We start from the raw sequence: 1,443 nt of genomic DNA, 5'->3' as shown, positions 1-1,443 counted from the left end.
CACCCACAACACCCCCATCAACTGGACCACCCACTTCACCAACACACCCACCACCGACCTCCCCACCTACCCCTTCCAAACCACCCACTACTGGGTGAAGAGCAGTTCAGGGTCAGGCGACGTGGCGCAGGCCGGACTCACGCGGACGCAGCATCCGCTGCTCGGTGCGGTGGTGCGGCTCGCGGAGGACGGCGGGTCGGTGCTCACCGGACGGCTGTCGTCCCGAGACCATCCGTGGCTGTCTGATCACGCCGTCGCCGGTACGGTGCTGCTGCCCGGCACCGCCTTCGTCGAACTCGCCCTGCACGCAGGCGAGGACACAGGGCACGACACCGTCGAGGAGCTGACCCTCGAAGCCCCGCTCGTCCTGCCCACCGAGCGCGCGGTCCAGCTCCAGTTGACCGTCGGCGCACCCGACGACGCCAACCGGCGCACTCTGACCGTCCACTCGCGGCCCGAACCGGCCGACGCCGACGATCCCGGTACGACGCCGTGGACCCGGCATGCCACCGGCACCCTCACCACCGCCCAGGCGCCCGAGCCCGTACCCACTCCGGCCGACGCCGCCTGGCCACCCCCCGGCGCCACCCCGATCGACCTCACCGACGCCTACGACACCCTCGCCGCACGCGGCTACACCTACGGACCCGCCTTCCAGAACCTCACCGCAGCCTGGCAACACGGCAACGACCTCTACGCCGACCTCGACCAAGGCGCCGAGGCCGACCCGCAGACGTACGGCATCCACCCGGCGCTCCTCGACGCCTCCCTGCACCCGCTGGTGCTGGCGGCCGACGGCGGGACGCGGCTGCCGTTCGCGTGGAACGGCGTTCGGCTGCACGCCACCGGCGCCACTGCCGCCAGGGTGCACTTGACGCGTCGGGGTGAGGACGCGGTGGTCATCGAGCTGACGGACGCGGCCGGACAACCCCTACTGACGGTCGAGCAGTTGACCACCCGGCCGTTCGATCCGGCGGTTCTCGACGCCATCGCTGCCACGGGCCGCGACAGCTCGCTCTTCCGCGTCGAGTGGACGGCGCTTCCGCCGGCAGAGCCGGCAGCCGACGCATCCGCCGACGCGGAGGGTTGGGCGGTCTGGGGCCAGGACGACCGCCTCAGCCTGGGCCTGCCCGTCCACCCCGGGCTCGACACCTTGAGCGATCCGGCACCCGCCGTAGCGTTGCGCTTCGTCACCCCGCCGGACGCCGCTGACGTGGTGCAACAGGCCCACGCTGCGGCCGAGGACTCGCTGCTGCGGCTCCAGGAGTGGTTGGCCACGCCGGCGCTCGCGGATACGCACCTGGTGGTCGTGACCTCGAACGCCGCACCGGTCGACCCTGCGGACGACCCCGATCTGGTGCAGGCGACCGTGACGGGCCTGGTGCGGACGGCGCAGAGCGAGCACCCGGGGCGGATCACGCTCATCGACCTGGACGGCCACCC

The 1,443-nt window shown here is 72.1% G+C and carries 1 protein-coding gene; it reads left to right on the top strand.

The window, feature by feature from the left end:
* A partial coding sequence (locus BUE44_RS35575; protein ID WP_200804639.1) for a polyketide synthase dehydratase domain-containing protein occupies positions 1 to 1,443 on the top strand: 1,443 nt, incomplete at both ends.

This window comes from Actinacidiphila paucisporea (assembly GCF_900142575.1).
Lineage (GTDB): Bacteria > Actinomycetota > Actinomycetes > Streptomycetales > Streptomycetaceae > Actinacidiphila > Actinacidiphila paucisporea.
The sequence above is the reverse complement of the archived record's forward strand: the minus strand, read 5'-3'. Positions and strand labels throughout refer to the sequence as shown.